We start from the raw sequence: 5972 nt of genomic DNA, 5'->3' as shown, positions 1-5972 counted from the left end.
AATTGTATTTTAAAAGGAGTTTTTTATGAGGCAAGTTTTAAGCTTAATAGTTTTTTCGTCACTGCTTTTAGCAAATGAAGCAAATTTGGACACTATAAAGCCTGTTAAAGAATTTGCGCCACCGCCAATTATAACGCCAAATGTTGCACAAAGTGCCTTTGTGGAAAATCAATTTGACCGTACTCAAAGAAGCGAGTATCCGTTTGTGACAAATTTACTTGATAACTCAGCTGATATGTTTCATATTTCGGCTGGGATGTATGGCAAAAGCTTTTACAACTCATCGCTTTTTAAATATCGTGGTACAAATTTTTATACCATTTTAAACGCAAATTTCACCAGGGCAAATAGCTATAAAGATGGAAGTGGTAAAAGATGGGACTATGGCTACAACAGGCAGGGCCAAAGCGCTATTTTAGGTTTCGTGCCAAATGAGCTTAGTGAGCTTAGACTTACATTTTTAAGAGACAATATCGATAAAGACAAGCAGCCAGAACACGCAATGGACGCCTTTAAAACAACCAGAAAAGTCGGCAAGCTAAATATTCGCTTTGGCGAAGAAGATCTATCAAACACGCTAAATCTTGAGCTTGCTACAAAAAAGATTGAGCGAAAAGCTGATAATTTTCATCTAAGGGATGCTAGCCCAAATGTAAAAGTTGAGATAAAAAGAGATGTGCTTGAGACAAATTTAAAATATGATGTTGATTTCGCAAGCTTTCATAATCAAATAGGTGCTGGCTTTGAAAAAGACAAGCAAGACGGCAAAAGATACATAAAGCAAGGCAGTAACTGGGTATTTAACGGATACAGATTTGCTGATGTTAGAAATGATAAATTTATGCTTTTTGACACACTTGCTTATAAATTTGATGAAGCAAACGAAGCTTCTCTTGCCTTAAAATATGAAGAGCAAAGAAGTAAGCTTAATGGGCTTGATACTAAATATTTCGCACCAAATCCAGCCATTAGCACTACTCGTGGGCTACTTCGTCAAATTTATGGCGAAGACGTAAGTGATAAGATCAAAAAAGACGCTTTTAGCGCAAGTTTAAAATATAAATTTACACCAAACGATAAGGATAGCTATTTCGCAAAACTTGAGAGTTTATCTCGCTTGCCAAGTAATATGGAGCGTTTCAATACACTTTATGGTGAAGGCGATAAAGGCTGGATAGCAAATCCAAATTTAGAGCCAGAAAGGCACAATAGAGCAGTTCTTGGCTTTAAATTTGGCAGTCAGTTTTATAAAGAATACCTAAACTCCTTGCAAAACAAAGATGCTTTTAGCTTTAGCGGGCATTTCATCGCTGACAATGTGAAAAATTTAATCATTTTTGATAGACGCCACTCAAAAGCTGCCACGCCATTAAACAAAAATGCTGTCATCACAAGAAACGTTGACGCAACGCTTTATAGTGTAAATTTCAATACAGAATATAGCTTTGCAAGGCACTTTGGATTAAAAAGCTCACTTTACTACAACTACGGACAAAACAAAACCGATGGCAGGCCACTTTATCAAATAAGGCCTTTTGAGGCAAATTTTGCGTTTGACTACAAAGACTATGCAAGCTTTGGTAGCTACAACCTTGGCACTGCACTAAGGCTAGTTTCAAAGCAAACTAGAGGCGATTTTAGCAAGCAAAATGGTCTAGGTATCGACAAAAAAGAGGCCGCAAAGGGGTTTGGCTTGCTCGATCTTTATGGCGGCGTAGAGTTTAAAAACAAAGTCGGCATAAGATTTGGCATTGCAAATTTATTTGACAAAGATTATGCAGAATTTATTAGCGGTGATCACGTAGCAGCACTTGATCCGGTAGTCGTTCATGCCCCTGGCAGGACATTTTTCATTAGCTTTCACAGCAGTTTTTAAAGGAGAAAGAGATGTTAGATAGAAGAAAATTTTTAGGACTTAGCACAGCTTTAGGCGTTAGCGCTTTTGCACCAAATTTATTTGCAAAAGAGAGCTTTAGTATGTGGGGTGCGCCAGCGATCCCAAGTGTCATAATGGCAGTTGCTGCACTGCAAGGAGAGTTAAATAAAACTTATGATGTAAGCCTAAATATCTGGAAAACACCAGATCAGCTTCGTGCAGGCGTAGCTAGTGGGGATATTAAAGTCACGATGTCACCATCAAATGTCGCTGCAAATTTAAGAAATCAAGGGCTTGATTTTGCGATGTTAAATTTACTGACCCTTGGCGTGATGAACGCTATGGTTAAGGATGAAAAGATCAAAAATTTAGAAGATTTTGTAGGCAAAAAGCTAGTCATGCCATTTCGAGGTGACATGCCTGATCTTGTCCTAAGGGCACTTTGCAAGAAGCGAGGCATAGACGCTAGCAAGATAGATATCACCTATACAGCAACACCTCCTGAAGCTCTACTTTTATTTTTACAAAAAGATTTTGATATTTTATTAGTCCCACAACCTCTTGGCGAAGCTACTATTTTACGTGGTAAAAAAGCAGGCGTTAGCGTACATTACTCAGTTGATTTTCCAAAAATTTGGGGCGAGAGCTTTAGTACAAAACCGATAATCCCAATGGCTGGCATTATCGTAGAAAAGGGCTTTTATGAGAAGAGCTTAAATCTATTTGATACGCTTCATAGCGACCTTAAAAATGCTCTTTCTTGGATACTTGAGAACAAGCAAAGCGCAGCAAAGATAGGTTCAAGCTACTTACCAGCTCCAGAAGTGGCACTTGCAAATGCCTTTGATAAGGCAAATCTAACAGTGACAAAAGCAAATGAACTACAAAATGAAATCATGGCATTTTTTGAAGAAATTTATCAGTTCAATCCAAAATTTCTAGGTGGCAAGATGCCAGATAAAGGTCTATTTTTATGATACTAATCGACGGCGTCAAAAAAGATCGCTCAGCCTTTTTAAAAATGATTGACTATTTTTGGGGCGGATTTAGCGGATTTGCCGTAGTTTTTTTGATCTTAGCTATTTGGCAAGTGGGAAGCGAGTTTAGCTCCCCACTCCTGCTCCCTTCGCCAAAAGATGTATTTTTTAAAGTCTGTGAAATCATAAAGGACTACAAAAATAGCGAGATAAATATAACGCTTTGCAGATCACTAGTTGGGGTTAGCACGGCAACATTTTTTGGTATATTTTTAGGGCTAATAGCAGGTAGCTTTAAAAGCTTTGCAGCCTTTTTAAAGCCTGTTATTACCTTACTTTTATCGATGCCGCCAATTATCTGGATAGTACTAGCTATTTTTTGGTTTGGATTTGGAAATTTTAGCACCATTTTTACTATCTTTGTAACCGTTTTACCGCTTACTTTTGCAAGCTCGGCAGTTGCTATGAGTAGTGTAGATGAGGAGCTAAAAGAGATGTTTGATGCCTATCATTTAGGCTTTTTAAAAAAGATAAAACACCTCTATATCCCACATCTTACAAGCTATATTATAAGCTCTGTTAGCGTAGCTGTTGCAATGGGTGTAAAAATAGTCATAATGGCCGAACTACTAGGTGCAAATAACGGCATGGGAGCAAAGATAGCAAATGCAAGGGCGATGCTTGAAACAACCGAGGTAATGGCGTATGTTCTTTTAAGCATCACTCTTATCATGCTTTTTGAGTACCTCATCATTGAGCCTTTAAAAATAGCCCTGATGCCTTGGAGAAGATGATGCTTGAGCTTAAAAATGTAGAGTATGAAATTTTAAGAGATAAGGTCGTAAGAAATTTTAATTTAAAGGTAGAAAAAGGCGAAGTGGTGACGCTTTTTGGACCATCAGGTTGTGGGAAAACTACCATTTTGCGCCTTATTGGCGGACTAAATGAGCCCAGAAAAGGGGAAATTTTTAATAAATTTAAAAAGACTACATATTTTTTTCAAGAAAATCGTCTGCTTACATGGAAAAATGCTCTTGAAAATGTGCTTTTAGTTATGGATAAAGCTGATCAAAACAGCGTTTTAAAGCTCTTTTCCAAAGTCGGTCTTAGTCAAAAAGACGCACTAAAATACCCAAATGAACTAAGTGGCGGTATGAGGCAAAGGGTCGCTTTTGTAAGAGCGGTTGTGACAAAACCTAACCTTCTTTTAATGGATGAGCCATTTTCGGGGCTTGATTATGATATGAAAGAAATTTTGATCGATATCGTTGGCCAAAGAGTAAGCGAGGGCATGAGCATAATACTAGTCACGCACGACAGAATGGAGGCTGTGAAGATGTCAAATAGAATTTATTTTCTCGCAAATAAAGGTGCGATCATACAAAAAGAGCTTGTTTTAGATGAGGCTTTTAAAGACCGTGATTTTGCATTTATTAGCAAGACAATAGATGAAAATTTTAAAGGGCAAATTTATTATGATTAACAACTTTTTTACCTATCCTATGAGGATATTTTTTCTTACCAGTGCTGCCTGTGCTGTTCTGGGAGCTGCTATATTTTTTACACCAACTGATTTTGTGAGTTTGCATAAATTTATATTTTTACACCTTTTTCTAGTACTTGCCTATGCTGGTTTTTTACTCACTGGACTAACCGACTGGACAAATTTCAGCTCCTCGCTAAAAGCCCACGCTTACATTTTATTTTCACTCTTTGCAACTAGCTTTATAGCGGCACTTTTTAGCTTATTTTTAGCACATTTTTTTATTACGCTTTTTTGGGCATATCTAGTGATGCTTTGCCTTTATATGATCTGGCGAGATAAAAATCTTGATCAATTTGGCGTACTTGGATTTTTATTTGGTATTTTGGGTTTTGAGATCTACTATCTAATAAGCGGCAACGAAAAATTTTTAAATTTGCAAATTTATCTTCATACCATCGCCATCTTGCTTATTTCTTATCGTGTTAGCGTTGTACTTGGCAAAGAAGCGCTAAAGCGAGAAAACGATATGGATGAGGCTATTTTTGTACCAAATTTTATCTATAAAAATATCGCTATTTGCATGACTTGTGCGTTTTTGCTTTTTAATATATTTTTTGAAAAGAGTGTCGGCACCTACTATGTAGCCATTGCTTGCGGATGTGCGGTGCTTGCAAAGCTTAAAGAGTGGCATTATAAGCAACTTTTGAGGCATAATTTTGTGATTTACTATTACTTTATGCAGATATTTTTAGCGGTTGGATTTTTAGGCATCGGAGTAAGCGGTCTTTTAAATCTAGGTCTTGAAGTAAATTTTATGCATTTAATAGCAGTAAATGCCGTTATTTTTAGTGTTATGCTTATTTTTAATATCGCTGGACTTCGTCACAGCGGACAAGAGCTTGAGTTTTTACGCCTTAGCAAAATTGCATTTATTTTAGTCATTTTAGCTGGCATTAGTAGAGGAATTTTGGCTTATTTTTGGAGTGGATTTTATATTCATTTACCAGCCACTTTGATAGCACTTGCTTTTGTCTTTTGGCTCATAAATTTTTATGCAATTTTTAGAGATAATGAATTCTCTGAGGACCCTGAATGATATTAATTCGTATAACTTTCAAGTTTTTCGTGGTCGATGATGAGAAATTCGTGCGGTGTGATCTTTCTGATGATGTCGTCTTTGATAAGCTCATTAAAGGCTGTTGAGGCGCTTTGGCGTTTAAGACCAACAAAGCTTGAGAGTACCTTTAGAGAAAATGGCAAAAATACGTATCGGTAGCCGTTTTGGTTTAGGTCTTGCTCGCGTGCGAGTTCGATTAAGAAATTTGCGATCCTGCCCTTTGCGTCCTCAAAAAGTATCGACTTTGTGATCTGGCGCTGCACGATAATGGTGTTTAGTGTGGTTGTTAGGATCTCGCTTGCAGCTTTTTGATTATGCAAAATTTCGCCGATATTATCTAGCCTAATGACGTAAATTTGGGCATCTTCAAGCACTTCAAATGCGCAGTTGTCATCGAGTATGGCGATGTTGTTTTTTTCTAAATGATAAAGGATAAATTCCTCACCATCTTCAAAAAATGAGAGCTTCGCAGAGCCGCTCTTTAGAACGATGATCTCGATATCTTCGGTGTAGATC

Annotated in this window: 6 protein-coding genes; 5 read left to right on the top strand and 1 reads right to left on the bottom strand. The window is 37.3% G+C overall.

Features of this window, described 5'->3' with window-relative positions; genetic code table 11:
- Positions 1–25: 25 nt before the first annotated feature.
- The 5 genes from Q0296_RS01380 to Q0296_RS01360 are packed head-to-tail and all read left to right on the top strand — an operon-like array spanning position 26 to position 5435.
- Complete coding sequence (locus Q0296_RS01380; RefSeq protein WP_298035810.1) at positions 26–1876, top strand: TonB-dependent receptor; 1851 nt, start codon at positions 26–28, stop codon at positions 1874–1876.
- Between the two features lie 11 nt (positions 1877–1887).
- Positions 1888–2853: an ABC transporter substrate-binding protein gene (locus tag Q0296_RS01375; RefSeq protein ID WP_298035808.1), complete on the top strand. Its 966-nt coding sequence runs from the start codon at positions 1888–1890 to the stop codon at positions 2851–2853.
- Complete coding sequence (locus Q0296_RS01370; protein WP_298035806.1) at positions 2850–3647, top strand: ABC transporter permease; 798 nt, start codon at positions 2850–2852, stop codon at positions 3645–3647. Before Q0296_RS01375 ends, Q0296_RS01370 begins: the two co-directional genes overlap by 4 nt.
- Positions 3647–4336 (top strand): ABC transporter ATP-binding protein, encoded by a 690-nt coding sequence (locus tag Q0296_RS01365; RefSeq protein WP_298035804.1) that lies wholly within the window; start codon positions 3647–3649, stop codon positions 4334–4336. The genes Q0296_RS01370 and Q0296_RS01365 overlap by 1 nt, the downstream gene beginning before the upstream one ends.
- On the top strand, positions 4329–5435 hold the full coding sequence (locus Q0296_RS01360; RefSeq protein ID WP_366939715.1) for an NnrS family protein: 1107 nt from the start codon (positions 4329–4331) through the stop codon (positions 5433–5435). The genes Q0296_RS01365 and Q0296_RS01360 overlap by 8 nt, the downstream gene beginning before the upstream one ends.
- A 2-nt stretch (positions 5436–5437) precedes the next feature.
- Here the strand turns inward: Q0296_RS01360 and Q0296_RS01355 are convergent.
- A partial coding sequence (locus Q0296_RS01355) for a Crp/Fnr family transcriptional regulator (RefSeq protein WP_298035800.1) occupies positions 5438–5972 on the bottom strand: 535 nt, incomplete at its 5' end.

This window comes from uncultured Campylobacter sp., assembly GCF_937890585.1.
Classification (GTDB): Bacteria; Campylobacterota; Campylobacteria; order Campylobacterales; family Campylobacteraceae; genus Campylobacter_A.
The sequence above is the reverse complement of the archived record's forward strand: the minus strand, read 5'-3'. Positions and strand labels throughout refer to the sequence as shown.

What these genes read in the sequence shown, in the direction of transcription:
- Q0296_RS01375 (WP_298035808.1), top strand. Translation starts at nt 1,888, where the DNA reads ATGTTAGATAGAAGAAAATTTTTAGGACTTAGCACAGCTTTAGGCGTT.
- Q0296_RS01360 (WP_366939715.1), top strand. Translation starts at nt 4,329, where the DNA reads ATGATTAACAACTTTTTTACCTATCCTATGAGGATATTTTTTCTTACC.
- Q0296_RS01370 (WP_298035806.1), top strand. Translation starts at nt 2,850, where the DNA reads ATGATACTAATCGACGGCGTCAAAAAAGATCGCTCAGCCTTTTTAAAA.
- Q0296_RS01380 (WP_298035810.1), top strand. Translation starts at nt 26, where the DNA reads ATGAGGCAAGTTTTAAGCTTAATAGTTTTTTCGTCACTGCTTTTAGCA.
- Q0296_RS01365 (WP_298035804.1), top strand. Translation starts at nt 3,647, where the DNA reads ATGCTTGAGCTTAAAAATGTAGAGTATGAAATTTTAAGAGATAAGGTC.